The organism is Brevundimonas kwangchunensis, assembly GCF_039523815.1.
Classification (GTDB): Bacteria; Pseudomonadota; Alphaproteobacteria; order Caulobacterales; family Caulobacteraceae; genus Brevundimonas; species Brevundimonas kwangchunensis.
In genome coordinates this window covers 447,594-471,672 of the sequence record NZ_BAAAGA010000002.1, presented here as the reverse complement: position 1 = coordinate 471,672, position 24,079 = coordinate 447,594, and the positions used below count along the sequence as shown (strand labels likewise).

The window sequence follows — 24,079 nt, the reverse complement described above, 5'->3', positions numbered from 1 at the left end:
AGAAGGTGGCCCGGAGGGTCGGATGAGGGGGCTGGCCGAACAGTGCTGGTCAGCCGATTTCGTGCGCGAGGACGAAGCCCCCTCATCCGTCTCGCTCCGCGAGCCACCTTCTCCCCCGAGGGGAGAAGGCAACCGCGCCCCCATCATCATCTCCGCCGTGAACAGCGCCCCGTCCAGATCGACCACCCGGCCCTCCAGCTCCTGCGCCTCGCGCCGGGTGCCGCCGTAGAGGTCGCGCAGGCCGTCGACGAAGCCCTCGGCCAGATTGGCCGCATTGTCCGCCGTCGTCGCATGGGTCTCCACGCAAGACGCCTCGGCGCGCAGGCGTTTGAGCGCGCGGGTCGGTTTGGGCGTGGTTGTGACGACGAGACGCGGCGCCGCTCCCGCCTGCGGCACACGCAGCCCCATCCGCAACAGCGCCAGCGTCTCCTCGCCGCTCCCCTTCCACGCACAGAACTCGTCCGCCCAGGCGGCGCTGAACTGCGGGCCGCGCAGCCGCTCGGGTTCCTCGGCCGAAAACACATAGGCCACGCAGCCATTGGCGAATTTCAGCCGGCGTCGCGACACCTCGAACGTCGGCCGGTCGCGGTCGGTCCAGCGCGGCAGGCCCAGAATGCCCGACGCCCCGTTGATCATCACCTCGCGCACGTCGTGCAGGGTCGGGCCGATCAGGGCCAGCCGCCCGCCCCGGCCCAGCAGATGCGCCTGATCCGCCAGCCACTCGGCCCCCGCCCGCGTCTTGCCCGCCCCGCGCCCGCCGGGGAACAGCCAGGTGCGCCAGTCCCCGTCCGGCGGCGTCTGAGCCTTGCTCAGCGCCGTCCTCGCGACCGCCGGCGCCGCCTCGACGTCCCGCGTCTTCGGCCCCCAGCGCCGGTCGGCGTCGTCCATCCATTTGCGCATGCCCACCAGCTGACCGCCGCAGCGATACAGCCGGTCCGACCGCCTCAGGTCGCCGACCTCTCCCGCCTCGGCCATCTCCCCGGCGATCACGCCCAACGCCCCGCACGGATCGTCGAAGTCGAACCGGACCCGCACGTCGCCGCAGGCCACCTCCGCCCGCCCGTCGGCCCCGACCTCTACCCCCACCGGCGGCGGCCCCTTGGGCGCCCGCACGGCGTCGGCGCGGTCCTTCTTCCGCATCTTGAACACCTTGGCGTTCCGGTGCACGGCCGAGGCCGACACCCCATGCTCGGCGCACAGGTCGGCCATCGCCTCCCCCGCCAGCCACCGCTCCAGCAGCGCGCGCCACCTTGCATCCGACATCCCGGACTTGCTCTGCTTGTAGGGGACCTCTCCGGTATCGATCGCGTCAGCGCTCATGCCGGAAATTATGCGGGCGGGCCTACGTCAGGGGACGAGAAAGCCTTCAAAATCCGGAAAGCCTCGTGTTTTCAACGCCGATTGCGCCCGCCGTCACGCTACAATCCGTTTTTAGTGCGCACTTTTGAGCTTCCACCTCACCTCTCCATCGCCCTCTTCAAGGCGATGGGGTGGAGGAAAGATCACCGGAGGTGATCTGACGACGCAGATCGCGCAGCGATCAGGTGGGGTCACCCCACGCTCCGCCCCTCCCATTCCGCTCATCCCCGCGGAGGCGGGGATCCAGTGCGGTGGTCAGATCGGACACAGGCCATCCGGTACGCGCTGCACAACGATTCCGCGGGACTGCTGCATGTACTGGATCCCCGCCTCCGCGGGGATGAGCGGAATCAGAGTGGAGCGGCGCCCGCCTCCACGTCCCCGAACACCTCCCGGAAGCTCTGCTTCAGCGCCTCGTCGGCATCATCCAGCGTCGCCGGCACGCCCAGATCGACCAGGCTGGTCACCCCGTGCTCCTGAATCCCGCACGGCACGATGCCGCCGAAATGGGTCAGGTCGGGCTCCACGTTCAGGCTGATGCCGTGGAAGCTGACCCATTTGCGGACCTTCACCCCGATGGCGGCGATCTTGTCCTCGCGGGACCAGTGAGGACCCTTGCGCTCGACCCAGACGCCGACGCGGCCCTCGCGCACGTCGGCGTCGACGTTGAACCGATCCAGGGCGCCGATGATCCACTGCTCCAGCCCGCGCACGAAGGCGCGCACGTCCTTGCCGCGGGCGTTCAGGTCCAGCATCACATAGGCCACCCGCTGGCCGGGGCCGTGATAGGTGAACTGGCCGCCTCTGGAGGTGCGGTGGACGGGGAAGCGTCCGGCGTCCAGCAGGTCGTCGTCCCTGGCCGAGACGCCGGCGGTGTACAGCGGCGGGTGCTCCAGCAGCCAGACCAGCTCGGGCGCCGTGCCCTCGGCGATGGCGGCGGCGCGGGCCTCCATCGCCTCCACGGCCGCCGGATAGTCGACATAGCCGCTCGAGCGGGCCCATTCGACGCGGCGGCCGTCGGGGCGGATCAGTTTTTCGCTTAAGGCTTGGGAAAGCATGGCGCCCCCAATGTGGGGATCAGGAGCCCCATGCAAGACCACTCCCTGCAGTTCCAGTCCGCGTCAGAGTCCCCCATGAGCCAGATCGAAGCTGTCGATGTCGAGATCTCGGTCGTGCTGGGGCGCTCCGTGCTGCCCATGAGCCAGCTGCTGCGCATGGGCCGCGGCGCCGTGATCCCGCTGGATGCGTCCGAAAAGGACGAGGTCTGGATCCTCGCCAACAACCATCCGGTGGCCCGCGGGGAGATCGAAATCCGCGAGGATCGCATCGCGATCACGGTCACGCGCCCCGCCGACGTCTACGACTTCATGGCCGGCGCCGCCTGACCCCCTTGCCCCCGCCCCCGACCTCCGCTATCTGCCCCCCTCCGATGCGAGCGGTCGTGGCGGAATTGGTAGACGCGCAGCGTTGAGGTCGCTGTGGGGCAACCCGTGGAAGTTCGAGTCTTCTCGACCGCACCATTCTGGATTTGTTGAGCAAGTCCTGAGACTTACCAAACTCAGGACTCCAACATGGGGAGGGCCGCGTGAACACAACCGCTCCCCCGCCCGAGGCTGACGACATCGAGCATATCGCCCTCGACGAAGACTACGTCCTCACCGCGGGCTTCGTCGAGAAGGTGGTGGACGCCGCCGACGACGGCGACGGCATGCGCCTCCGCTCCCTGCTCGAGGACCTGCATCCGGCCGACGTCGCCGACCTGATGGGCTTCCTGACGGCAGAGCACCGCGCCGTCGTGACCCTCTGGCTCCCGCCCGACCTGCTTGCCGAGACACTGCCCGAGCTGGATGACAACATCCGGGAAGAGGTGCTGGAACGCGTTCCGCACCTCACTCTTGCCGAGGCCCTGCAGGAACTGGATTCGGACGACGCCGCGGCGGTCGTCGAGGATCTGGAGGACGACCAGCGCGAGAAGGTGCTGGCGGCCATGCCGGAAGTCGACCGCGCCGCGATCGAGAGCTCGCTGGGCTATGCGGAGGACTCCGCCGGCCGTCTGATGCAGCGCGAGGTCATGGCCGCGCCGCAGTTCTGGAACGTCGGCGACACGATCGACCACATCCGCAAACAGGGCGAGGACCTGCCCGAGCTGTTCTTCGACATCTATGTCGTCGACCCCATGAACAAGCCGGTTGGCGGCGTTGCCGTCAGCCAGCTGCTGCGCAGCCCGCGCGCGACCTCGCTGGCCGAGATCATGGAGCCGATCAACGAGATCACCGTCGATCAGGATCAGGAAGAAGTCGCCTACATCTTCGAGAAGTACCACCTGATCTCGGCGCCCGTCATTGACGCGGCCGGACGGCTGGTCGGCCAGATCACAGTCGATGACATCGTCAACATCATTCAGGAGGAGAACCGCGAGGACATCCTGCGTCTGGCCGGTGTGGCCGACGAGGACCGCGGCTCCTCCATCCCGGAGATCGTACGCGGCCGCGTGCCGTGGCTGGCCATCAATCTCGGCACTGCCGTGCTCGGCGCCATGGTCATCGGCTGGTTCGAGGCCACCATCCAGCAGATCGTGGCCCTCGCCATCCTGATGCCTATCGTCTCGGCGATCGGCGGCAACGCCGGCACCCAAGCACTAACGGTGACCGTGCGCGCGCTTGCGACACGCGAATTGAACAGCTCCAACGCGCCCCGCACCTTCTGGCGAGAGCTGGCAGTCGGTCTGGCCAACGGCCTCGTCCTCGCTCCTCTTATCGGTTTCGCAGCGGGGTTCTGGTTCCGCCATGAGGACTGGCGCATCGGCCTGATCATCGGGGCGGCCATGGTGCTTAACCTGCTGGTCGCCGCGACGGTGGGCGTACTCACCCCGTTGACGCTGTCGCGGCTGAAGTTCGACCCGGCGGTTTCATCCGCCGTCTTTGTCACGGCAACGACAGACTTCTTCGGTTTCCTGATCTTCCTCGGGCTCGCCACCGTCGTTCTGCTCTAGGAGAAACGGCGCAGGGCTTGCTGGTTCGCTTGTCGAGCGAGCGTTTCCGTCTCGATTTGGATCAAACCGGTGTCCGACACGTCCAGGCCACGTCTGAAAGTCTCCCGCGAGGGGATCGTGCTCATCAAGAGCTTCGAAGGCTTCCGACCTCATGCAGTGCGGGACGACGCCGAAGGCTGGGTTATCGGCTACGGGCATAAGGTGTCCGCAAGGGAAGGCGCATACGTCGGTGAAGCTGATGCAGAGCTTCTGCTTCATTATGACTTGATGCCGGTCGTGCAGGCGCTGAACGCGCAGGTGAGCACGCCGCTGAACCAGCACCAGTTCGACGCTCTCGCCAGCTTCGCAATCTCGATAGGTCTGGAGGCATTCCTGCAGTCAGATGTCCTCGGACGCCTGAACTCCGGCCGTACGGGTGAGGCCGCCGATGCGCTCATCGAATGGCCGGAGCGACTGGACGCCGGAGCTCGCCTGCGTCGACGCGCCGCCGAGCGGGCCCTGTTCGTCGCCGACCCTTCAGGTCCCGTGACTCTCGCCGATCTGATGGCCGCTCCGTTGCCACCCCCAGTCCCGATGACGACCGCGGCCGTGGAGACCGCGGACGTCATCCGACCGGATTTCTCGCAAATCGCAGCCGCGCCACGCGATGACAAAGGGCAGGCCGACGAAGCTACGGATTCGGCCACAGCAGCGGAAGATTCCGGACCATCCGCACCGTCGCATAACGGCGCCGCCCCCGTGACGACCGGGACCCGCCACCAGCATCTGCGGTATGCTGCGTATGCAGCCCCCGTCTTCGGTCCGTTGCCCGGGCTCCCTTTCGTTCAGCCTGCCCAAGCGACGACCAGCGAGGCGGAGGAGGCCTCGACAGCCGGGTCCGATACGAGCCCCACGGCGTTCGTCGCCCCTGATGAAGACAGCCAAACCTCGGAGACGGAGGCGGTTGATTACGAAGCGATACAGAACAACGCCCCGGCAGAGACGCCCTCTGACACATCGGAGCGGCCCGAACCCGCCCCGTCGCCAGAACTCGCCCCATTCCCGCAAGCCGCAGCGCCCTCGCCCTTTCCACCGCTGGGTGACCTGGTCCTGACGCCTGCCGTCGAGTCCGATTTCCCGGTTGACGCGCGGCCGGTATGGCTGCCTGAACAACGGAGCGAAACAACTCCGACCGACCCGCTGTTCGACGACGAACCCTCACTGTCGGTGCTGCGCCACGAGATCGAACCAGAACGCGCGCGGCGCTTCGACTGGAGCGAAACCGGCGCATTCCTGATCATGGGCGGTGTCGGACTGGCCGCCTGTGCTGCGTCGGCGGCGGCGTTCCGGCTGTCCGTCACCGAGCCTTCGGACATGGGCGAGACGACTGTCATCGCGTGGGCTCTCGCCTTGATCGGCGCGATCTGCGTCGGCGTCTCGTCCTGGAACCTGTACGTGCGCTGGGGCAGGCAAGACTGACTTTGCCCCGGACGCTGGCGGTGCTACGCCCGCGTCCATGAGCATTCCTTTCGCGCCCCAATCCATGGAATTCGGCCTCGGCGAAAACGCTGACGCCATCCGTGACACCACCGCCCGCTGGGCCGCAGACCGCTTGGCGCCCCGCGCCGCGGAGATCGACGAGAAGAACGAGTTCGCCCGCGATCTCTGGCCCGAAATGGGTGAACTCGGCCTGCACGGGATCACCGTCGAGGAAGAGTACGGCGGCCTTGGCATGGGCTATCTCGAGCACGTTGTGGCGATGGAGGAAGTCTCCCGCGCCTCGGCCTCGATCGGCCTGAGCTACGGCGCCCACTCGAACCTGTGCGTCAACCAGATCCGCCGTTGGGGCACGCCCGATCAGAAGCAGAAATATCTGCCCAAGCTGATCTCGGGCGAACATCTCGGCTCGCTGGCGATGTCCGAGGCCGGCTCCGGCTCCGACGTCATGTCGATGCGGACCCGCGCCGAAAAGAAGGGCGACCGCTACGTCCTGAACGGCACCAAGTTCTGGATCACCAACTCGCCGACCGCCGACACCTTGGTCGTCTATGCCCGCACAGGTGAAGGCAACGGCGGCGTCACCACTTTCCTGATCGAGAAGGGGATGAAGGGCTTCAGCGTCTCGAAGAAGCTCGACAAGATGGGCATGCGCGGATCGGACACCGCCGAACTGGTGTTCGAGGACTGCGAGGTTCCGGAAGAGAACGTCATGGGCCCGGTCGGCGGCGGAGCGGGCGTTCTGATGTCGGGCCTGGACTACGAGCGCACGGTGCTGTCGGGCGGCCCGCTGGGCATCATGCAGGCCGCGCTGGACGTCGTCCTGCCCTACGTCCGTGACCGCAAGCAGTTCGGCAAGGCGATCGGCAGCTTCCAACTGATGCAAGCCAAGGTCGCCGATATGTACGTGGCGCTGAACAGCGCCCGAACCTACGTCTATGCGGTCGCCCGCGCCTGCGATGCCGGCAAGACAACCCGCTATGACGCGGCGGGTGCGATCCTGCTGGCGTCCGAGAATGCCGTGAAGGTCTCGCTGGAAGCTGTGCAGGCTCTCGGCGGAGCCGGCTACACGAAGGAATGGCCGGTCGAACGGCTGGTTCGCGACGCCAAACTCTATGACATCGGCGCCGGCACCAATGAAATCCGCCGCTTCCTGATCGGTCGCGAACTGCTGGGCTAGGCAACGAACACCCGCTCCGGATCAGGCCGGAGCGGGCTTCATCATCACGGCTGTGTATCAGCTCGCCGGACAGTCGCCGATGCGCTCGCCCGTTATCGTGACGGTCGTCTCGGCCATGTCAGGCGCGGGCGCCGGATCCATCTTCGTCGTCACTTCCATCACATAGCGGCTGGAGAAGTCGCCGGTCACGCGGATGGTCGAGTCGGTTTTCATGCCCTGCATCTGGCAGGTCGAAGTGCCGACCATGGCATCACCGTCACGGCGGAACGGCGTCGATGTGCATTGCGCGCCCGGCGTCGCGTTCTGATCCGGAGCTTCGAACCGCGCTTCGCGAAGACAGGTCTCGACAGGCGCCACCTGCGCACCGCCGGGCATGCCGGACATCGTCGTGCTCACCCTCCAGAGCCCGGGCCGCGGACCTTCAAGCTGGTCGCCGGAGGCCGCTGGCGCAGCACTCTCAGCCGCTGTTTCCGTCTTTGCATCACCGCCCTGGCTACAAACTGACAGGGCGAGCGCGAGCGCGCCCGAGATCAGGATCATGGTTCGCATGTCTTGTGTCCCTCCGTCGGCCCCAACGCCGACAGAGTTGCAATGTCGAAAACTGATGGTCGTTCCTGCAGGATGGGATGACGTGGCGTCACCCCCGTCTTTTCCGGAGGCAGCTTTGGGCTGATCGCTGCGTTCGTGTCGCATGGACGTTTCTTAAGTGGCGAAGCGACGCCGACGTGCCTAGATCGAAGCCTCACCGTGGACCCCCGCCGCCGATGCCCGACTACGACTATCAGAGCGACGACCGGCCCTTCTCGCAGGTCCTTGAAGATATTGGCGCGAAGGATGATCCGAAGCTCTATCTCGGCGAGCTGGTGAATGCGTTCGGAGAGCGCGGCTTCGGCGCCCTGATGCTGTTCCTCGGCCTGGTCAGCGCAGTGATCGGCGCCATTCCGGGATCAACAACCGTTCTGGGCATGCCGGTCCTGCTCATCTCCGTCCAGTTGATCATTCGCCGCGACCAGCTTTGGATGCCGAAATGGGCGCTTGCCAGCAGCATCGATCGCGGCGGCTATCGTGATGCGATCGCTGGGGTGTTGCCCCGCTTGCGTCGCGTCGAGCGCTGGTCCCGTCCTCGCCTTTCGGTGATGACCAACGAGATCTCCGAGGTGCTGATCGGTCTCGCCTGCCTCATCCTCTGCACGATCCTTGTGCTGCCGATCCCCGGCGGGAACCTGATCCCGTCACTGATCATCGTGGCGTTCGGCTTCGGCCTGGTGCAGCGGGACGGTCTTGCCATTCTTGCGGCATGGACCGCGATCGCGCTCGTCTGCGTGGCGGGTCTCATCATCTGGCTGCTGTGGGCCCAGTTGGCCCCGCACCTGCTCCCGGTCTGGATCGCGGTATCGACCCTTCCCGCACAGGCCTGGAGCTGGCTAACCGGCTTGTTGGGGACCTGAACAGCCAAACGCCGGAGAGGCTTCCCCCTCCGGCGCTTGCAGAACCTGTTAGCGGAACAGCGACAGGACCAGTTGCGGCGTCTGATTGGCGATACTCAACGCTTGCACTCCAAGTTGCTGCTTCGTCTGCAGCGCCTGGAGTTTCGCGCTTTCCTTCGCCAGATCGGCATCCACCAGATTTCCGACGCCCGCTTCCAGCGCATCCGTCAGCTTGCCGACGAATGTGGTGTGGGTCGTCAGCGCCTTCGACATCGTACCCAGACGCGCCAAAGCGCCCGAAACGTTGTCAATGGACTCCTCGACCGCCGACAGGGCATCGGCCGCCGTGGTGAGGGTGTCGATCACTTCCGACGTCGTGACGGTCACGATCGTGCTGCTCAGGGCCATGACTTCCGCCGCCACCGAGATCGAGGCCGAACCACTTGCGTTGGCCAGAGCCTGGAAACCCGGGGCGCTCCGCGTCAGCAGGTTGACCCCGTTGAACTCGGCGTTCGATGTCACCGAAGCGATCTGGTCACGAAGGGCCTTGAAGTCCTCGTTCAGGGCGGCGCGAGCCGCAGTCTTGAGCGACGAATCGGTCGCCGCGAGAGCCTTCTCCTTCATCTGCAGCAAGAGGTCGGAGACCGTCTCGCCCGCCGCCAGAGCCACGTCCACCGCGGCGACGCCGCGATCAAGTGACTGTTTCACCGCGCCCAGCGCGCCGATCTCGGCACGTTGCCCTTGGGCGATAGCCCAGATGGCGCCGTTGTCCTTGGCCGACGAAACGCTCTTGCCGGTGTTGATGCGGCTTTGCGTGATCGCCAGTTGGGCGTTGGTCGCGTTCAGGTTCTGGAGCGCCACTTGAGCGCCCACGTTCGTGTTGACCGACATAACCATCGGGCAGTTCCTTCCATTCTGGTCGGTTGTGAACGGCCTTCTGGCCGTAGAACCGGTTCTGGTTCGGAAGGTCCCACGCAAACTTCACGCCGGAACAGCATCTTGATTTTGCTTGGTTTTTATACAGACAACTCTGCAGCCCGGCAGTTTCTGACCACCTGACCGGGCGAGAAAGCCTTTGTCAGGCAGCTTCTGCGGGCGAGGGGCCGGCGAGTCCCTGCATGATCATGCGATTGATGTCGATAAGAGGCTCGAAATCTTCCTCGCCGCGCATGATGGCCGACGAGTGACGGCCCACGAAGAGGCTGATCGAGATGATCTGCGCCCTCAACGCCTTGTCCATGCTGTTGCCCTCGCTCGAACAATCCGTTGCGAGAGCGGTCCACAAGCGACGGTTCCAGTCCAGAGCATCGATGCGCGTGGCGATCTCCGTGCGATCGACGGTGGCGGCATGCATCAGCGCCCGGGTCACCTGCCCGAACAGCCGATACTCCATCTCACGGGGGTTCTCAGCCCGCGTCGCTGCGGTCTTGTATGCCTGAAGCGACATTCGCCAGACCTTCCTCGTAATCCACCAGTTTCCGGGCCGCCATCAGGGCCTTGTAGTACTCGCGCTGCATGACGTGCCGGGACGTCGCGACGCAATCAGCCAGCGCATCCGGGTTTCGCGTCGCGCCCATGAACTCGGTCAGACGCAAGGCGAACTCGTCATAGACCTTGGGCGCTGCGCTTTCGTCCAGGTACATCATCATGACCGGGAAATAGATGCGCTTGGCCGGCGAGTTCACGTCCTCCGGCTGCAGAATGTCTTTCTCGCGCAGAACGCTGGCCTTGTTCTGCAAGATGAGGACGCCACGGCGATCACCGTTCTGAACGACAGCGCCATTGAGAACGAACTTTTCGCCCGGTTTGAGCGACAGTTTGAGCGGCATGGAGCGGCTTTCCCTTCGGGCCCGGCACGACGTTTAGATAGCCGGAAGCCAACGCAGGCTAAACGAGCGTGGTTAACCATTGCTTGTCCCCGGCATTGGATAGTCGGGCGCATCGCTTTCGGGACATTCCAATGACCGCCACCCCCCTCGCTCCGGAACAAGTCCATGCGCTGGGGCCGGCGGCGCAAGGCGTCGCTGGTGACGCCGCCTCTCCCGAAGCTGTCAAAAAACTCTCTCGCCAGATCGCCGGATCCGGCCTGAAGACTCAAAAGAAGGCGGTTGAACGGCTTCGGGCTGCGCTGGCCGCTATTCGCTCGAAAGACTTCGCTCTCGGGGCGCAGAGAGCTCTTGAGGCCTTGGCGCTCAATGAGAAGAACGGCGTTGCCTGGCATGTACTGGCGATTTGCCAGGAAAAGGCAGGAAATCTGGCACAGGCCATCCAGGCCTACGAAGCAGCGCTTCAACTTTTGCCCAACGAGACGGACATCGCCCACGATCTGGGTCGACTGGCCCAGCAGTTGGGCTACCTCGATATCGCTGAGAAACTCCTACTGAAGTATCTCAACGCCAACCCGGGACATATCGAGGCTACCAATAACCTGGCCTGTGTCCTCCGCGACCAGAAACGCTACGGCGACGCAGTCGAGACACTAAGGGGTCTGATCGCGCTCGAGACAGGATCGCCCATACTATGGAACACGCTTGGCACTGTCCTGAGCGATCAGGGTGATTTGGCGACGGCTCTGACTTTCTTTGAGGAAGCGTTGTCCCTCGACCCTGGGTTCGCGAAGGCCCGCTACAACCGGGCGAATGCTCGCAGTCCATTGGGCGACACGGACGGTGCTCTGGCTGATGTCGAGGCCGCAATGCCGGGCGCCGAAAGTCCCTACGAAACGGCAATGATGCGCATGGCCCGGGCCATGTTGCTCATGAGCCTGGGACGAATCCCGGAAGGCTTCGAGGCGTACGAAGTGCGTCTCGACAGGAGCATCCCGGATGCGATGCGGGTTGCAATCGATGCGCCGCGGTGGCGCCCGGAAGACGAGGACATTCGTGGCAGGCGACTGATGGTTGTCGGCGAGCAGGGAATTGCCGACGAGATGCTGTTCGGGACGTGTCTGACAGACTTGGTTGATGCCGTAGGAGCGGACGGACAAGTCTTCATCGCGGTCGAGAAGCGGCTCGTGGAGATGTTCCAGAGGACGTTCCCGACTGCGGTTGTCGGCGCACATCGTGCGGTGAAGCTGGAAGGCCGGATCACTCGATACGTGCCATTCGTCGACGATCTGGAGCCGAAACTGGACGCTTGGGTTCCGATGGCCTCTCTCATGGCGATCTATCGATCAACGATCCAGTCCTTCCCTGACAGAAGAGGCTATCTGAAGGTCGATCCGGTAAGACTGAAACGATGGAAGGCCGAATTAGAAGCCTTGGGCTCCGGGATAAAGGTAGGCCTCCACTGGAAGAGCCTTGTCCTGGACGGCGCACGGCAACGATACTTCTCAAGTTTTGATCGTTGGGAGCCTGTGCTGACGACCCCGGGGGCGATCATGGTCAATCTTCAGTGCGGGGATGTTTCGGACGACTTGGCCATGGCGGAAGCGGCGGGCGTCCGGATTTGGACGCCTCCGATAAACCTGAAGGACGACCTGGAAGATGTGGCCGCACTTTCGCTTGCGCTGGACGTTGTGATCGGCCCCGGCATCGCAGGCGTCAATCTGGCTGCTGCTGTCGGAGCAAACACGTGGATGACGACCGCACCTGATGACTGGCATTTCCTCGGAACTGACGTCTATCCATTCTACCCGCATGTTCGCTTCTTCAGGCGTGCGTCGTATGATTGGAGCGATGCTATCCTGCAGATCCGCGAAGCGCTGGATCAAGTTGTGCTCGCCGGGAACGTCAGATCGTAACGAGGCGTTGTCCCTCCGCACAGGAGGCGAAAATGCCCGAGCTCGACGACTACGGCGACGACCAGGAACAGTCTGAAACCTTTGACGAAACCCATCTCGACGACGAGGGGGACGGCGAGTTTCTGCTGGATGAGGCGGACCCCGTTCTGGATGTGACCCAAGCCGACGGCGACTCCGACGAGGACGAGTTCGACGAGGACGATCTCGACGATCTGGACGAGGAACTTGGAGCGTCCGGTATCGAGGCGGAAGCCGACGCCCTCCTCGGTGTCGATGGAACCCGACTGAACGAGATCGACACGGAGAGCACCGGGCTGCGGGGCGCCGATGAAGTCGAGCTCGTGTACTCCGGACTGATGGAGAACGAGCGCGGTGCCCAGGCCAGCGCCGCGCACTGGGAAGCCAAGCGGCTCTCCGACGATGACATCGCCGACCTGGGCTACGGGCCTGATGGCGACGACGATCACCCCAAGAATTGAGGAGTGAACCCATGACTACCGAGAACAATCATCACCTGAACAAGGCCCAGGAAGACTGCGATCCCGACACCCCGCACGCGAAGCGCGCCAGCCCCCAGAAGGGCAAGCTGGATCAGCTGGCGGACCGCGATGCGGAAGACCGGCAGGAAGCCCTCGTCGACGAAGGTGTCGAGGAAACCTTCCCGGCCAGCGACCCCGTCAGCGTGAAGCGGGTCAACTAGCCCCGATCAGGCCTTCAGGCGCCATGTCGCACCGGTCGGCCCATCCATCACCAGGACGTTCAGGTCGTTGAGGCGATCGCGAATGCGGTCCGCCTCAGGCCAGTCCTTGGCGGCACGGGCCGCGGCACGTTGCTCAAGCAGGTGCTCCACCTCGACCCTCAGGTCATCGGACACATCGCCCTCCAGCCACTGAGCCGGATCGGAATGAAGCACGCCAAGGATCGATGCCGACGCGATGAGTTCGCCCCGCGCACGCGCGACCGCCGCCTCGTCTCCCGACGTCATCGCCCGCTCGATCTCGCTGGACAGACCGAACAGCACGGCCATGGCGCCCGGCGTGTTCAGATCGTCCTCGATCGCCTTCATGAACTCGGCCGGCGGGGCGTCCGTCGAAGGCGTGACCGCGGCCGACCGATGCAGCGCCCCATACAGACGATCCAGCGACTTGCGGCTCTGGTCCAGCAACGCCTGGTTCCAGTCCAGCGGCTGGCGGTAGTGCGCGCTCAGCAGGGCCCAGCGGACAACCTCGCCCGGTATCGACTGCACCAGATCGTGCAACAACAGGACGTTGCCGATCGATTTGGACATCTTCTCCGCATCAACCGTCAGGAAGCCGTTGTGCATCCAGTAGCGGCTGTACTCGGCATGGGCGTCCGCCGAATGGGCGTGGCCGTGGGCGCAGACGCCTTGGGCGATTTCGTTCTCATGGTGCGGGAAGACCAGATCGATGCCGCCGCCATGAATGTCGATCGGCAAGCCCAGGTTCTCCTCGATCATGGCCGAGCATTCGATATGCCAGCCCGGACGTCCCTCACCCCACGGCGACGGCCATGACGGCTCGTTCTCCTTGGACGGCTTCCACAGGACGAAGTCGTGCGGATTCCTCTTGTAGGGCGCGACCTCGACCCGGGCCCCGGCGATCATGTCGTCCAGATTGCGACCGGACAGACGGCCATAGTTCTCGTAGGCCGCCACGTCGAACAGTACATGACCCTCGGCCGCATAGGCGCAGCCGCGATCGATGATCGCGGCGATCTGGGCGACGATGGCGTCGATGTGATCCGTGACGTGCGGGGCCAGGTCCGGAGGCGAGACATTCAGTCGCGCCATGTCCTCCAGATAGGCCTTCTCGTACCGCGCAGTGATCTCGCCGATCGGCGCGCCTTCGCGGGCGGCCTTGGCGTTGATCTTGTCGTCCACGTCCGTGACGTTGCGCGCATAGATGACCTTGCCGGTGCCGTAGGTTCGACGCAGCAGGCGCACCAGAACGTCAAAGACCACGGGCGGTCGCGCGTTGCCGATATGAGCATAGTCATAGACCGTCGGTCCGCAGACGTAGAGCGTCACGCGGTTCGGATCGCGGGGCTCGAACACACGCTTTTCGCGGTGCAGGGTGTCGTGGATCGTCAGCGGCATCGGGAGGTCTTTGCGGGAGAGTTTTCTTGCGGGACGGACAGGCGGTCCCATATACGCCGCCAAGCTGATAAACAGTCCCTTGCGACTTACAAAGCCGCGCGTGCGAGAACCTTTCGATGAGCTCTACCCCCGCCAAGCCCGTTCTGGTCGGCGACAACGACCAGCGTCCCAGCCGCGAGGAAGCGCTGAAGGCGGTGCGGACGCTGCTGGCGTGGGCAGGCGACAATCCGGATCGCCCGGGTCTGATCGATACGCCCAAGCGCGTGGTGGATGCCTATGCAGAATGGTTCGAGGGCTATGACGCCGACGCCGTGAAGGAGCTCAGCCGGACGTTCGAGGACGTGCAGGGCTACGACGACATGGTCCTGCTGCGTGACATCGAGGTGGAGAGCCACTGCGAACACCACATGGCCCCGTTCATCGGCAAGGCCTACGTCGCATACATTCCGAACGAGAAGGTCGTCGGCATTTCCAAGCTGGCGCGCGTCGTCGAGATCTATTCCCGCCGTCTGCAGACGCAGGAAGTGCTGACCAACCAGATCGCCGACGCCATCGAATCGAACCTGCAGCCGCAGGGCGTGGCGATTCTGATCGACGCAGAACACCAGTGCATGACGACTCGCGGCGTACACCACCGCCACGTTTCGACCATCACGACGCGGTTCACTGGGGCCTTCAAGACCGACGCGGCGCTGAAGGATCGTTTCCTCAAGCTCGCCAAGGGCTGAATCGGCTCGCGTGACAGGCGTATTCCCGAGAAAGGATGCGCTTCGGAACCGCAAGGCGACCGAAGCCGCTTTACAACGCGGCCATGGGACGCCAAGAGACGAACCGAAGCTTTAAGTGACGCTCGCCGCGTGACGCGCCGGGCCTGATGGAGACACCCACTATGGGCGCCAAACTTTCTGGTCCGGGCAGCAAGGCCCACGTGATCGAGCAGAACTCGGAAATCAACGTCACGCCGTTCGTCGACATCATGCTGGTGCTGCTGATCATCTTCATGGTCGCCGCGCCGCTTGCGACCGTGTCGATCCGTCTGGACCTGCCGCCGGCACAGCCGCCGGCTCCGGATCAGGTCCAGAAGGAGCCGGTCTACATCACGATTCAGGAATCGGGCTCGATCTACATCGCCGAAACCGAGACCTCGCTGCCGCGTCTGGCCGCCGACGTCTGCGCCGCCCTCGGCGATCCGACCGGCAAGGGCTGCCGCGAAGAGCGCGTCTTCGTCCGCGCCCAGGCCGAGGTGAAGTACAACCAGTTCATGGAAGTCATGAACGACCTGCAGGAGAACGGCTTCTTCAAGGTCGGCCTGCTGAACGAAGACATCGAATAGGTCTTCGAACTTCCGAAACGCTCAGGGCCGCGTCCTCCGGGACGCGGCCTTTTTCTTTGCCCGCGACCCAAGCCGCTTGCGCGTTCCATTGTTACAGCATAATGGAACGCGCATGACGACTACACTCCCCCCAAACGCGGCCACACCCGGCCGCAGCCGCGTCGCGCTCTACGACGCTCTGCTGACCCTCAAGTCCCGCGACGAGGTCGACGCCTTCCTTGCCGACCTGTGCACGCCCGCCGAGGTGCGCGCGTTCGCCGAGCGATGGGAAGTGGCCCGTCTGCTGGACGCCGGTGGGAAATCCTACCGGGAGATAGCGGCGGAGGCCCAGGCCAGTCCGACCACCGTCGTCCGGGTGGCGCGCTTCCTCAAGGAGATGCCGCACCAGGGCTATCGCCTCGTCCTCGATCGTCTGAAGGGCTGAGGCAGAGTCATGAGCACCGTACAGGGGCGGCTTCGTATCGCCGTCCAGAAATCCGGCCGCCTGTCCGAACGCAGCCTCGATCTGGTCCGCGACGCGGGCCTGCGGGTCGTGAAGGGCAACAACGACCTGCTCTATCGGGTCGAGAACTATCCGATCGACCTGCTGAGGGTCCGCGATGACGACATCCCGACCTTCGTGGCGGACGGCGTCTGCGATCTGGGGATTGTCGGCGAGAACGTGCTGGAGGAAGGCCGCAACGGCGGGCCGGTCGCAGAGGTGGTCATGCCTCTGGGCTTCGGCCGCTGCACGCTCAAGATCGCCGTGCCGCCGACGCTGGCCTACGACGGTCCGGCGTCGCTTGAGGGACTGCGCGTCGCCACCTCCTATCCCCGTGTCCTGCGCCGCTACCTCGAAGCCGAGGGCGTACAGGCGGACATCGTGACCATGCGCGGCGCGGTCGAGGTGGCCCCGCGCCTGAAGCTGGCCTCGGCGATCTGTGATCTGGTCTCGACCGGAGCCACACTGGAGGCCAACGGGCTTGCGGCGAAGGAGACGGTGCTGGAGAGCCAGGCCGTGCTGGTCCGGTCCCCGGTCGCGCCTGAGCCGGGCCTGCAGCCCCTGCTGGACAGCATCATCGAGCGGATGGCTGGCGTCGTGTCGTCGCAGGGGGCCAAGTACGTGATGCTGAACGCGCCGCGCTCGGCGCTGGACCGGATCACCGCCCTGCTGCCCGGAGCGGGGGCGCCGACGGTGATCCCCCTGTCCGGCCGAGACGACGCGGTGGCCGTCCACGCGGTCTGTCAGGAGGCTGTGTTCTGGGAAACGCTGGAGAGCCTGAAGGGCGCCGGCGCCTCGGCCATTCTGGTCCTCCCTATCGAGAAGATGATGTGATGCGGCGGATCGACTGGAGCACGCTGGATGCGGATGGCCGTCGCGAGGCGTTGGCCCGTCCGCAGCAGAGGACGGATGCCGCCGTGTCGGACGGCGTTCGGGCCATCTTCGACGATGTCAGGGCTCGCGGCGGCGCAGCGGTGACCGAGTGGAGCCTGAAGCTGGATGGCGCGGCTCCGCGGCGACTGGCCATCACGCCCGAACTGGAACGACAGGCCCGCGCCGATCTGCCCCCGTCCGCGACGCGGGCGCTACGGGTCGCGGCCGAGAATGTGCGTATCTTCCATCAGGCGACCCGGCCCGGGGATACCGCCTTCGTCGAGACGACGCCGGGCGTGCGGTCACGGTTGGCGTGGCGACCGATCCGGTCGTCAGGGCTCTATGTGCCCGGCGGAACGGCACCGTTGTTCTCATCCCTGCTGATGCTGGCGATCCCGGCCGAGGTCGCGGGCGTGGCGCGTCGGGTCGCCGTGACCCCGCCGTCGAAGGACGGCGAGCCTCACCCGGCGATGATCGTCGCCGCCGCCGAGGCCGGGCTGGACGCCCTGTGGCTGATCGGCGGAGCGCAGGCGATTGCGGCCCTGACCTTCGGGGCGGTGCTGGACGACGGCGAGATCGAGCCGGTCGACAAGCTGTTCGGCCCCGGCAACGCCTGGGTCGCGGAAGCCAAGAAACAGGCCGGCGCCCTGCCTGGCGGCCCCTCGACCGACATGCCGGCAGGCCCGTCCGAACTGCTGGTCATCGCCGACCGTGACGCCGATCCGGAATTGGTGGCCGCAGACCTGCTGAGCCAGGCCGAGCACGATGCGGACGCCCAGGTGCTGCTGGTCTCGGAGAGCCGGGGCCTGATCGACGCGACGCTGGAGGCCGTGGAGGAGCAACTGGAATCCCTGCCCCGCGCCGACATCGCCCGCGCCTCGCTGGCCGAAGGCCGGGCGATCCGGGTGCGCTCCGTCGCCGAGGCCTGCGAGGTCTCCAACCTCTACGCGCCCGAGCACCTGTCCCTGCAGACCGGCGAGGCGGAAAAGCTGGTGGGCTCGATCACGGCCGCCGGGGCCGTCTTCGTTGGCCAGCACGCGGCCGAGACGCTGGGCGACTATGCGGCCGGGCCAAGCCACGTCCTGCCGACGGACGGCGGGGCGCGGACGCTGGGTGGGATCACCACGGCCAGCTTCATGACCTCGATGTCGATCCAGACCGTGACGGCCGAGGGCGCCGCAGCGCTGGCGCCGGTGGCGGCGAGGCTGGCGCGGATGGAGGGGCTCGAGGCCCACGCGCGTGCGGCGGATTTGAGGGCCGGCTCATGACCGCGAACCTGCCTGCGCCCTTCGCGCCGCTGGTGTCCGGCGGCGAGGGGCTGAACCGCTATCCGGCCGAGCCGCGTGACCTGGCCGCGCGCATGGCCGAAATCTACGGCGTGCCCGCTGACGAAGTCCTGCCTGTGCGCGGGCTGACGCACGGGCTTGAGCTGGTCTTCCGGCTGGCGGCGCGCGAGGGCCTGAAGGTCGAGGCGCCCGATGCCGAGCCCTATCGCGCTCTGTTAGCGCTTTACCCGGCCGGAGCCGAAACCGGCGCCGTGATCGTCCGCGCAGCGGGCGCTCCGGAGGCCGTGGCCGAGGTGGCGGCGAGGGTCGCCCCTGCCCTGCTGGTCGTCGACGAGGGCATGGCCGAGTTCGCGGAGACGGCCTCGGCTATCGCCGTGATCGAGACCCAGCCCAACCTGATCGTCCTGCGCAGCCTGTCGCTGGCCTACGGGCTGGCGGGAGCACGGGTCGGGGCCGCACTGGGACAGCCGGAGGCGCTGGCGCGTCTGGCGTCGGTGCTGGAGCCCTGGGCCCTGCCCGAGACTTCGGTCAGGCTGGCTATGCAGGCGCTGGATCCGTCCCGGATCATGGAGACGCAGGCCCGGATCGAGGCGGTGAAGAGCGAACGCGCCCGGCTGGTGAAGGCCCTGTCGCGGGAGATGCGGATCGACGCGGGCGTGGGCCCGGTGATCGTGGGCCGGCCGGCCGAGATCGATAGCGTGTTGGCCGCGCTCGGCCGCTACGGTGTGGCGGCGGTTCGCGATGGCGACCGGCTGAGGCTGCCGGTGTCGGCCAAGGCCGAGGAGAACGACCGACTACTGGCCGCGCTGGGGCTGGCGGCCCCGGGCCGACCGCACAGGACCGGGCAGGCCGTGCGGGACACCAAGGAGACCCGGATCGTCTGCGCGGTCGATCTGGATGCGATCGGACCGATCGCGATCAGCACCGGCGTCGGCTTCTTCGACCACATGCTGGAGCAGGTGGCGGCGCACGGCGGCTTCTCGCTGCGGCTGGCCTGCGAGGGCGACCTGCACACCGACCCGCACCACACGATCGAGGATAGCGCCATTGTCCTTGGGCAGGCGCTGAAGCAGGCGCTGGGCGAGCGGCGGGGGATCGCGCGCTATGGCTTCGTCCTGCCGATGGACGAGGCGGAGGCCAAGGTCTCGATCGACCTGTCCGGCCGTCCCTATCCTGTGTTCGAGGGCGAGTTCCGGACACCCTTCATCGGGGAGTACCGCACCGACCTGACCGCCCACGTCTTCCGCTCGCTGGCTGAGCACCTCGGGGCCGCGGTCCATGTCTCGGTGACCGGGGAGGACGACCACCACAAGACCGAGGCCATCTTTAAGGCCTTCGGCCGCGCCCTGCGGCAGGCGATACGGATCGAGGGCGATGCGGTGCCCAGCACCAAGGGTGTGCTGTGACCGAGGTCGGCCTTCTGGCCTATGGCGCCGGCAATCTGGCCTCCGTGCGGTTCGCCCTGGAGCGGCTGGGCGCCCGCGTGCGTCCGGTCTCCACGGCGGCGGAGGTCGCGGAAGCGGAGCGGCTGATCCTGCCCGGCGTCGGCCAAGCCGGCTATGCCATGAGCCGGCTGGAAGCTTTGGGGCTGGTCGAGGCGATCCGGGCCTTCGAGCGGCCGCTGCTGGGCATCTGTCTGGGCCAGCAGCTGCTGTTCGAGGCCAGCGAGGAAGGCCCCACGCCCTTGCTGGGCCTGATCCCCGGCCGGGTCGACAGGCTGGAGCCCGGCGAGGGTCGAACCGTGCCACACATGGGCTGGTCCCGTCTGGCGATCCGGGAAGCCGATCCGCTGCTGGAGGGCGTGGCGGACGGCGACTGGGCCTACTTCGTCCACGGCTATGTCTGCCCCGACGGGCCGGCGACCCTGGCCAGCGCCGACTACGGCGGGCCGGTGCCGGCGGTGGTCCGAAGCAACAACCGGTGGGGCTGTCAGTTTCACCCGGAGCGGTCGGCGAGGGCCGGCGCGCGTATCCTGAAGAACTTCATGGAGCTGGCGGCATGATCGTCTATCCGGCCATCGACCTGCGCGGCGGGACCTGCGTGCGCCTGATGCACGGGCGGTTCGATCAGGCGACCGAGTATGACGACGCGCCGGCGGCGAGGCTGGCGGCGTTCGCGGCGGCGGGCGCGACCTGGGCGCACATTGTCGATCTGGATGGCGCCGAAGCCGGGCGGGCGATGCAGCACGACCTGATCGGCGAACTGGCCGACGCGATCGAGATCCGGATCCAGTCCGGCGGCGGGGTCCGCAGCAAGGACGACGTCCAGCGGCTGCTGGATGCGGGCGTCAGCCGGGTCGTGATCGGCTCGCTGGCGGTCTCGCAGCCCGACACGGTGCTGGGGTGGCTGGAGGAGTTCGGCGTGGACTGCCTGACGCTGGCGATAGACGTGCGGGCTGACGGTGACCGCTATGTGCCGGCGCTGAAGGGCTGGACCGAGGCGGCGAGCGTGGACCTGTGGACCGCGCTGGATCGGTATCCGGCGGACTCGGCGAAGCACCTGCTGGTCACCGACGTGGGCCGTGACGGGGCGCTGACGGGGGTCAATCTGGACCTGCTGGCCGAGGTGCATGTCCGGCGGCCGGATCTGTGGCTGCAGGCGTCCGGCGGGGTGGCGGGGCTGGACGACCTGACCGGCTCCCGCTCGGTGGGGGCCTCGGGCGCGATCATCGGGCGGGCCCTGTACGAGGGCCGGTTTACCCTTCAGCAGGCGCTGGAGACCGCCCGGGCATGACCGCGCGGCGCATCATTCCCTGCCTCGACGTGAAGGACGGCCGGGTCGTGAAGGGGGTTCGGTTCGAGGGGCACCGCGACATGGGCGACGCCGCCGAGCTGGCCGCGCGCTATCGCGACGAGGGCGCGGACGAGCTGGTCTTCTACGACATCACCGCCAGCCCCGAGGGCCGGACGCTGGACTACGGCTGGGTCAGCGATATCGCACGCCTGCTGGATATCCCGTTCAGCGTGGCGGGCGGCATTCGCTCGGTCGAGCAGGCGGCGCGGTGTCTGGATCACGGGGCCGACAAGGTCTCGATCAACTCCCCGGCGCTGGAGCGACCCGATCTGATCGGCGAGATGGCCGGGCGGCTGGGCTCGCAGTGCGTGGTGGTCGGGGTCGATTCCCGGCGCGAGGGCGAGGACTGGGTCGTGCACCAGTACACGGGTGATCCGACCGCCAGCCGGGGCGCCGGCCGGCGGACGCTGGACTGGATCGTCGAGGCCCAAAGGCTGGGCGCCGGCGAGATCGTGCTGAACTGCATGGATCAGGACGGCGTGCGGCGCGGCTACGACATCGTGCAGTTGAAGGCGGCGCGGGAGCGGCTGACGATCCCGCTGGTGGCCTCGGGCGGGGCCGGGGCGGCGGAGCATTTCCGCGAGGCTTTCGCGGAAGCCGACGTCTCGGGCGCGCTGGCGGCGAGCGTGTTCCATACGGGGACCTTGGCGATCCCCGACCTGAAGTGGGAGCTGGCAGGGGCGGGTCTGGAGATGCGGATATGACGAAGATCGGAGATGCGGCGCTGCCCCTCCACCATGCTTCGCATGGTCCCCCTCCCCCGCGGGGGGAGGAACTGGATTTCGACAAGGGCGGCGGGTTGATCCCGGTGGTGGTGCAGGATGCGGCGACGCTGCAGGTGCTGACGCTGGCCTATATGGACCGGGCGGCGTTCGACGAGACGGTCGAGAGCGGCGAGGCGACCTTCTTCTCGCGGTCGCGGGGCGGACGGTGGCGCAAGGGGGAGACCTCGGGCGACCGGCTGCACGTCGTGTCGATCACCCCGGACTGCGATGCGGATGCCTTGGTGCTGAAGGTCCGGCCGGTGGGCAATGCCTGTCACCTGAACCGGACCAGCTGTTTCGGCGAGGAGGATGCGCCCGGCATCGGGCGGCTGGCCCGACTGGAGCGGACCATCGCCGAGCGGGCGGCGGCGGACCCGGCGACCAGCTGGACCGCCCGGCTGCTGGCCGAGGGCCCGAAGCGGGCCGCCCAGAAGGTCGGCGAGGAGGGCGTGGAGACCGCCTTGGCCGGCGCGGCCGGGCCGGACGAGGAACTGGCCTCGGAGGCGGCGGACCTGCTGTATCACCTGCTGGTCCTGCTGCGCGCCCGCGGCATGGGGCTGGACGCCGTGCTGGACGTGCTGGCCGCGCGAGAGGGCAAGAGCGGCCTTCGGGAGGGCTGATCCCGAAGTGTCCGACTGTCCGCGAATTCGCGGGACACTTCAGGACACTTTCGAGGGGCGCCGAAGTGTCCTTTTGTCCAAAGATTCGCGGGACACTTTCGGACACTTCCGACGGATGGCGATGTCAAAGACCTGCGCCGGAGAGGCGCAGGATCACTCAAACATGCGCGTGCGTCAGAATTTGTCGCATCATTCTCCAACTGCCCGCCGTCACCCTCGGGCTTGACCCGAGGGCCGGATGATCAGCGGTTGTGCCTCACCGGATAAGCACAGGCGGTCCAACGTCCGGCCCTCGGGTCAAGCCCGAGGGTGACGGCGTTGTAGAAGCTCAGGGAGCCGGCACGAACCGGCATCCCGTGGCGGTGAAGGTCGCCCGGCACTGGCTCTGGAAGGCCGCGGGATCGGGACGCTGGCCGCTGTCGATCCAGCCTTCCAGTGCCCGCAGGACGGTCATGTAGCCGCCGTCCTCGAGCTTGCTGTGCTCGCTCTCGTCGGTCGCGGCCTGAACCAGCAGGTCCGAGCGGCCCGCATCGGCGACGGTCTGACGGTAGGCGGCCTCGGCCGAGAAGAAGACGGTCGGGTCGTGCAGGGCGTGCAGCGTCATGGTCGGCACGGTGATCTGGCCGGTCAGGTCGGCGTCGTGCGCCAGTCGGGCGACGGCGGTCGGGTCGGCGGTGAAGCGCTCGACGCCAGCGTTCAGCGCCGCATCGTCGCTGGAGCCGCTGTAGACCGTGCGGCTGTTGTCGAACGGGTTGCCGCCGACGCGGCCGGTCAGGTCCTGGAACAGGGTCGTGGCCCAGTTCATGTGGGCGACCAGCTGGTCTTCCTGGATGCCGGTGACGGCGAGGATGTTGCGCAGCTTGCGCGCCTGAACCGAGGTCCGCTCGCGCCGCGACAGGCCGAGGCCGGTGCAGGCCACGATCCGGCGTTGCAGCTCGGCGCGGCTCATGCGGGCGCCGGCGGGCAGGCCCTGCCAGACCGGATAGGCGCCGTCGGCGGGCGACGGGTGGTTGCGGCAGTAGAACTGATAGACCGCCCGCAGATCGGCGCGGAATTGATAGGCGCGTGTCCCGCCCATCAGCACGCCGTTGGTCAGCAGGACACCGTCGTAGTTCAGTGAACCGTCCTCGCCCCGGGCGTAGAGTTCGGACGCCTTGGCGGCGACGTTGCCGCCCCACGACTGGCCATGAAGGATGGTGCGGTCCGGGCGGCCGAAGCGGGCCCAGAAGATACGCCGGCTGCTGTCGGTGTCCTCGGCCGCCATGCGCACGCCGTAGCCGCCCCGACGATAGGTCGAGCCGATCCAGGCATAGCCCTCGCGGACCATGACGGCGAAGCGGTCCAGATCCTCAAGCGAATCCGACGCCTCCGGCGTGCCGGTGCGCGGGCCGCCGTGGGAATGGACGATCAGCTTGCGGTTCCAGTTCTCCGGCTTCGCGATCACGAACCAGGCGCCCGACGGGTCGCGGCCGGACAGACACTCCACTCCCTGCCCCACCGAGGCCGGGCAGGCGATCGGCGACAGGGTCGGCTGCTCGTCGCCCGCGTGGGCGGCGGCCGGAGCGGTCAGGGCGAGAGCGGCGATGAGCCCGGCCAGTCGCATCACGGGGAACTCCTTGCAGAAGCGGCGCGGACCC

At 66.7% G+C, this 24,079-nt stretch carries 26 protein-coding genes, 1 tRNA gene and 1 pseudogene; 20 read left to right on the top strand and 8 right to left on the bottom strand.

All coding sequences use genetic code 11. The annotated features are described in order from the left end of the window. Together ABDZ95_RS07295 and lipB are read right to left on the bottom strand one after the other, a co-directional pair. Window positions 1-1,320: terminase large subunit domain-containing protein (locus tag ABDZ95_RS07295; protein ID WP_343792188.1), on the bottom strand; the 1,320-nt coding region annotated here is incomplete at its 3' end. Window positions 1,321-1,709: 389 nt separating this feature from the next. After that, window positions 1,710-2,417 (bottom strand): lipoyl(octanoyl) transferase LipB, encoded by a 708-nt coding sequence (gene lipB / locus ABDZ95_RS07290; protein WP_343792186.1) that lies wholly within the window; start codon window positions 2,415-2,417, stop codon window positions 1,710-1,712. Between the two features lie 75 nt (window positions 2,418-2,492). Between lipB and ABDZ95_RS07285 the strand changes: the two genes are divergently transcribed. From ABDZ95_RS07285 to ABDZ95_RS07265, 5 genes are all read left to right on the top strand, one after another. After that, entirely contained in the window at window positions 2,493-2,744 is a 252-nt protein-coding gene (locus tag ABDZ95_RS07285; protein ID WP_343792183.1) for a FliM/FliN family flagellar motor switch protein, read from the top strand. A gap of 50 nt (window positions 2,745-2,794) precedes the next feature. Beyond that, a tRNA-Leu gene (locus ABDZ95_RS07280) sits at window positions 2,795-2,879 on the top strand. Between the two features lie 65 nt (window positions 2,880-2,944). Further along, on the top strand, window positions 2,945-4,351 hold the full coding sequence (gene mgtE / locus ABDZ95_RS07275; protein WP_343792181.1) for a magnesium transporter: 1,407 nt from the start codon (window positions 2,945-2,947) through the stop codon (window positions 4,349-4,351). A 69-nt stretch (window positions 4,352-4,420) separates the two neighbouring features. Continuing rightward, entirely contained in the window at window positions 4,421-5,809 is a 1,389-nt protein-coding gene (locus ABDZ95_RS07270; RefSeq protein ID WP_343792179.1) for a lysozyme, read from the top strand. Between the two features lie 37 nt (window positions 5,810-5,846). After that, window positions 5,847-7,007, top strand: a complete 1,161-nt coding sequence (locus ABDZ95_RS07265; RefSeq protein ID WP_343792177.1) for an isovaleryl-CoA dehydrogenase — start codon at window positions 5,847-5,849, stop codon at window positions 7,005-7,007. A 57-nt stretch (window positions 7,008-7,064) separates the two neighbouring features. Here the strand turns inward: ABDZ95_RS07265 and ABDZ95_RS07260 are convergent, their stop codons facing one another. Continuing rightward, window positions 7,065-7,547, bottom strand: coding sequence for a DUF3617 domain-containing protein (locus ABDZ95_RS07260; RefSeq protein ID WP_343792175.1), 483 nt, complete (start codon window positions 7,545-7,547; stop codon window positions 7,065-7,067). 224 nt (window positions 7,548-7,771) lie between these two features. Between ABDZ95_RS07260 and ABDZ95_RS07255 the strand changes: the two genes are divergently transcribed. Continuing rightward, window positions 7,772-8,455: an exopolysaccharide biosynthesis protein gene (locus tag ABDZ95_RS07255; protein ID WP_343792173.1), complete on the top strand. Its 684-nt coding sequence runs from the start codon at window positions 7,772-7,774 to the stop codon at window positions 8,453-8,455. Between the two features lie 48 nt (window positions 8,456-8,503). On the opposite strand, the gene ABDZ95_RS07250 is transcribed toward ABDZ95_RS07255, so the two are convergent. From ABDZ95_RS07250 to flbT, 3 genes are all read right to left on the bottom strand, one after another. Continuing rightward, the gene (locus ABDZ95_RS07250) at window positions 8,504-9,331 is read right to left on the bottom strand and encodes a flagellin (protein WP_343792171.1); all 828 of its coding nucleotides are present in this window, start codon (window positions 9,329-9,331) and stop codon (window positions 8,504-8,506) included. 181 nt (window positions 9,332-9,512) lie between these two features. Continuing rightward, window positions 9,513-9,881, bottom strand: coding sequence for a flagellar biosynthesis regulator FlaF (gene flaF, locus ABDZ95_RS07245; protein ID WP_343792169.1), 369 nt, complete (start codon window positions 9,879-9,881; stop codon window positions 9,513-9,515). Further along, window positions 9,841-10,263, bottom strand: a complete 423-nt coding sequence (flbT, locus tag ABDZ95_RS07240; RefSeq protein ID WP_343792167.1) for a flagellar biosynthesis repressor FlbT — start codon at window positions 10,261-10,263, stop codon at window positions 9,841-9,843. The genes flaF and flbT overlap by 41 nt, the downstream gene beginning before the upstream one ends. 131 nt (window positions 10,264-10,394) lie before the next feature. Here flbT and ABDZ95_RS07235 point away from each other — a divergent pair, with 131 nt between their 5' ends. From ABDZ95_RS07235 to ABDZ95_RS07225, 3 genes are read left to right on the top strand one after another with little or no spacing between them, the layout of a single operon-like run. Beyond that, the gene (locus ABDZ95_RS07235; protein WP_343792165.1) at window positions 10,395-12,176 is read left to right on the top strand and encodes a tetratricopeptide repeat protein; all 1,782 of its coding nucleotides are present in this window, start codon (window positions 10,395-10,397) and stop codon (window positions 12,174-12,176) included. Between the two features lie 32 nt (window positions 12,177-12,208). Then, on the top strand, window positions 12,209-12,655 hold the full coding sequence (locus tag ABDZ95_RS07230; RefSeq protein WP_343792164.1) for a hypothetical protein: 447 nt from the start codon (window positions 12,209-12,211) through the stop codon (window positions 12,653-12,655). Window positions 12,656-12,666: 11 nt separating this feature from the next. Continuing rightward, window positions 12,667-12,876, top strand: a complete 210-nt coding sequence (locus tag ABDZ95_RS07225; RefSeq protein ID WP_343792162.1) for a hypothetical protein — start codon at window positions 12,667-12,669, stop codon at window positions 12,874-12,876. A 6-nt stretch (window positions 12,877-12,882) separates the two neighbouring features. Here the strand turns inward: ABDZ95_RS07225 and cysS are convergent, their stop codons facing one another. Continuing rightward, window positions 12,883-14,292 carry a cysteine--tRNA ligase gene (gene cysS / locus ABDZ95_RS07220; RefSeq protein ID WP_343792160.1) on the bottom strand — a complete coding sequence of 470 codons (1,410 nt, stop codon included), beginning with the start codon at window positions 14,290-14,292 and terminating at the stop codon, window positions 12,883-12,885. A gap of 116 nt (window positions 14,293-14,408) precedes the next feature. Here cysS and folE point away from each other — a divergent pair, with 116 nt between their 5' ends. The 11 genes and pseudogenes from folE to hisIE all read left to right on the top strand — a co-directional run bounded on the left by folE (window position 14,409) and on the right by hisIE (window position 22,442). Beyond that, the gene (gene folE, locus ABDZ95_RS07215; RefSeq protein ID WP_343792158.1) at window positions 14,409-15,020 is read left to right on the top strand and encodes a GTP cyclohydrolase I FolE; all 612 of its coding nucleotides are present in this window, start codon (window positions 14,409-14,411) and stop codon (window positions 15,018-15,020) included. Between the two features lie 161 nt (window positions 15,021-15,181). Beyond that, complete coding sequence (locus ABDZ95_RS07210; RefSeq protein WP_343792156.1) at window positions 15,182-15,625, top strand: biopolymer transporter ExbD; 444 nt, start codon at window positions 15,182-15,184, stop codon at window positions 15,623-15,625. A 112-nt stretch (window positions 15,626-15,737) separates the two neighbouring features. Continuing rightward, window positions 15,738-16,049 carry a YerC/YecD family TrpR-related protein gene (locus ABDZ95_RS07205; protein WP_343792154.1) on the top strand — a complete coding sequence of 104 codons (312 nt, stop codon included), beginning with the start codon at window positions 15,738-15,740 and terminating at the stop codon, window positions 16,047-16,049. Window positions 16,050-16,058: 9 nt separating this feature from the next. Beyond that, on the top strand, window positions 16,059-16,940 hold the full coding sequence (gene hisG, locus ABDZ95_RS07200) for an ATP phosphoribosyltransferase (protein ID WP_343792152.1): 882 nt from the start codon (window positions 16,059-16,061) through the stop codon (window positions 16,938-16,940). Continuing rightward, window positions 16,940-18,247 carry a histidinol dehydrogenase gene (gene hisD / locus ABDZ95_RS07195; protein ID WP_343792150.1) on the top strand — a complete coding sequence of 436 codons (1,308 nt, stop codon included), beginning with the start codon at window positions 16,940-16,942 and terminating at the stop codon, window positions 18,245-18,247. Before hisG ends, hisD begins: the two co-directional genes overlap by 1 nt. Continuing rightward, a pseudogene (locus tag ABDZ95_RS07190) lies at window positions 18,244-19,062 on the top strand (aminotransferase class I/II-fold pyridoxal phosphate-dependent enzyme); the annotation flags it as partial. The gene hisD and the pseudogene ABDZ95_RS07190, both read left to right, overlap by 4 nt. A gap of 15 nt (window positions 19,063-19,077) precedes the next feature. Next, the gene (gene hisB / locus ABDZ95_RS07185) at window positions 19,078-19,671 is read left to right on the top strand and encodes an imidazoleglycerol-phosphate dehydratase HisB (RefSeq protein WP_343792300.1); all 594 of its coding nucleotides are present in this window, start codon (window positions 19,078-19,080) and stop codon (window positions 19,669-19,671) included. Continuing rightward, window positions 19,668-20,267, top strand: a complete 600-nt coding sequence (gene hisH / locus ABDZ95_RS07180; protein ID WP_343792148.1) for an imidazole glycerol phosphate synthase subunit HisH — start codon at window positions 19,668-19,670, stop codon at window positions 20,265-20,267. The genes hisB and hisH overlap by 4 nt, the downstream gene beginning before the upstream one ends. Further along, window positions 20,264-20,998, top strand: a complete 735-nt coding sequence (locus ABDZ95_RS07175) for a 1-(5-phosphoribosyl)-5-[(5-phosphoribosylamino)methylideneamino] imidazole-4-carboxamide isomerase (RefSeq protein WP_343792146.1) — start codon at window positions 20,264-20,266, stop codon at window positions 20,996-20,998. Before hisH ends, ABDZ95_RS07175 begins: the two co-directional genes overlap by 4 nt. Continuing rightward, window positions 20,995-21,762 (top strand): imidazole glycerol phosphate synthase subunit HisF, encoded by a 768-nt coding sequence (gene hisF, locus ABDZ95_RS07170; protein ID WP_343792144.1) that lies wholly within the window; start codon window positions 20,995-20,997, stop codon window positions 21,760-21,762. The genes ABDZ95_RS07175 and hisF overlap by 4 nt, the downstream gene beginning before the upstream one ends. Then, on the top strand, window positions 21,759-22,442 hold the full coding sequence (gene hisIE, locus ABDZ95_RS07165; RefSeq protein WP_343792142.1) for a bifunctional phosphoribosyl-AMP cyclohydrolase/phosphoribosyl-ATP diphosphatase HisIE: 684 nt from the start codon (window positions 21,759-21,761) through the stop codon (window positions 22,440-22,442). The genes hisF and hisIE overlap by 4 nt, the downstream gene beginning before the upstream one ends. Before the next feature lie 328 nt (window positions 22,443-22,770). Here hisIE and ABDZ95_RS07160 read toward each other — a convergent pair. Continuing rightward, window positions 22,771-24,079, bottom strand: a 1,309-nt coding sequence (locus tag ABDZ95_RS07160; protein WP_343792140.1) for a hypothetical protein, incomplete at its 5' end; no start/stop codon positions are given.